The 2,329-nt window shown below is 34.1% G+C and carries 3 protein-coding genes; 2 read left to right on the top strand and 1 reads right to left on the bottom strand.

Annotated elements, in window-relative coordinates:
- Window positions 1–243: NUDIX domain-containing protein (locus AC1DTM_RS23265; protein WP_477000993.1), on the bottom strand; the 243-nt coding region annotated here is incomplete at its 3' end.
- A 362-nt stretch (window positions 244–605) separates the two neighbouring features.
- On the opposite strand from AC1DTM_RS23265, the gene AC1DTM_RS23260 reads away from it, so the two are divergent.
- Window positions 606–1,499, top strand: coding sequence for a mechanosensitive ion channel family protein (locus AC1DTM_RS23260; protein WP_002157994.1), 894 nt, complete (start codon window positions 606–608; stop codon window positions 1,497–1,499).
- A 166-nt stretch (window positions 1,500–1,665) separates the two neighbouring features.
- Window positions 1,666–2,329: GAF domain-containing protein (locus AC1DTM_RS23255; RefSeq protein ID WP_477000992.1), on the top strand; the 664-nt coding region annotated here is incomplete at its 3' end.

The raw sequence follows: 2,329 nt of genomic DNA, 5'->3' as shown, positions 1-2,329 counted from the left end.
TGAAAATACACTTACTAACTGAAGTGTACCAATTTCAATACCTGTTTCTTCAAGCACTTCTCGTCTTCCGGCTTCTTCTGTGGATTCACCAAGTTCCACAAAACCTCCAGGAACACCCCACATGCCATTTCGTCTTTGTTGTAGTAATATTTGTTCTTGATCATTTAAAACAGCTACAGCAACTCCTGCTAGAGTGAGTGGTCTTGATCCAACAACCTTTCTTAGTTCTTCGATATATCCCATTGCTTGTAACCTCCGTGAGTAAAAATAGTATGAAATGAACTATTCGGTGTAATGTGAAAATATTCCTTGTAACGAGGTGAGTATTGCGGACTTAAAAGAAAGGCGTTTATAAAAAATTCTATTGTAATATCCCTTTAGGGGATTAAAAAGGGTTATAGTAAATAGAAAAGGGCATCTGAAGTTGAAAGATTGATTAAAGGGTTATATTGCTGAAGATGAACAATGAATACAAATACATAGTTAAGAAAGTACGATTTAAGATCAGGATGAAAGATGTTTCGAAAACAAGTGTTGGGATGATAAATGCGTATTTACAATAGAGTAGTTCTGTATGAAATTTTCATTAGTAAGGAAGTGGATAGATGAGTTTATTAGCGTATACTGAGGAGTTTTTTAATTATGTAAGGGAGTTTTTACTATTAAGGTTTTTACTATTTGCTTTAGTTCTTATGATTATTTCTTTTGTCATAAACCGCATTATTGATTGGTTTTTTAGAAAATCAAGCTTTTTTGATGAAGAGGTAGAGCAGACGATTCAAAGTGTAATTCGATCTATTTTTAGGTATATCATTATCATCAGTCTGATCATATATTTAATTAGTCAATTTGTAGATATAAAAAGTATTATTGCAGGCGCAGGGATAGCGGGAGTGGTCATCGGTTTTGCTGCACAACAGATGCTAAAAGATGTCATATTAGGCTTTGCAAGATTAGCGGACAAAGAGTTTCGTGTTGGCGATTTTGTTACTTTTAACGGAACAAATTCAGGAACCATTGAGGAAATTAGTATTCGTTTTATGCAAATTCGTGAATGGTCAGGAAAACTCCTTACCATACCACACGGAGAGATTAGAACGATACAAAATTTTAATAAAGGATGGATGCGAGTTATTGAACGCATCACGGTAAGTTATCAGGAAGATCCTACAAGAGTTAAGGAATTGTTAGAAGAGGTCTGTGTTATGTGTAATGAAAAATTGGATCAAAGTCTTTATAGAGTAGAGGATGAAGCTGTTGAACCATTTAAATATGTTGGAGTTACAGACTTAAATCCTAACCTTAAATATGTAGGATATGAATTTTGTATTACAGGTTTGATTAAACCGGAAGATTATTTTGAAACTTCAAGGCAAGTAAGATTTGAATTAATGTCTATGTTCCATAAAAATCAAGTACAAATGCCAGCAGCGAATATGTTCGTTACTACTGAAAGTTTACAAAATATCCATGTGGGACAATCTTTATCAGACAGTTAATGAAAACTAGCTAATTTCTGTTTTGGTTTAGAATTTAGATTTGCAAATCAGCAGACTTGAATGAACTGTATGGGATATCTCCTAAAAAAGAGCTGAAGGAATTCAGTTCTTTTTGTTTGTAGTATTTAGAAATTTCTTAATGTTATAATGGTAGTTGGTGATGAGAATGAACATAGATGAAAAAGAAATGCATCGTTTAGAAGCATTAAAAGAAATTGCTGAGTTACTAAATGAAGCAACAAACTTACAGGAAATGTTAGGAAAAGTGTTACATACATTATTACAAGTTATGAATTTACAAACAGGGTGGATATTCTTTATTGATGAAAGTGGAAAGCATCGTATGCTTGTAGACCAAAACTTACCCCCAGCTCTTACGTGGCAGGAAAAGAAGCCGATGTGTGAAGGAGATTGTTGGTGTGTAGAACGTTTTGTGAATGGAAGATTGGAAAAAGCGACAAATATTATTGAATGTAAACGAATAGAGGATGCGATTGAATGTAATTGGGGAGAGACCGAAGATGTTACACATCATGCGACAATCCCGCTAAGATCTGGATCAGAGAAATTTGGTTTATTAAATGTAGCCTCGCCCCATAAAACACATTTTTCTGAGGAAGAGTTAGCGTTATTAGAAGCGATTGCATTTCAAATTGGAACGACAATACAACGTATTCAATTAGTTGAGAAAGAACGAAAATATGTAGTAGTAGCTGAAAGAAATCGACTTGCACGTGACCTACATGATTCCGTTAAACAATTGTTATTTTCAATTATGCTAACAGCGAAAGGGACTCTAAATATGACGAAGGATAGAGACTTGCAAGAGA

Source organism: Bacillus sp. P4_D3, assembly GCF_056401855.1.
This window is presented reverse-complemented; position numbering and strand designations above follow the sequence as displayed.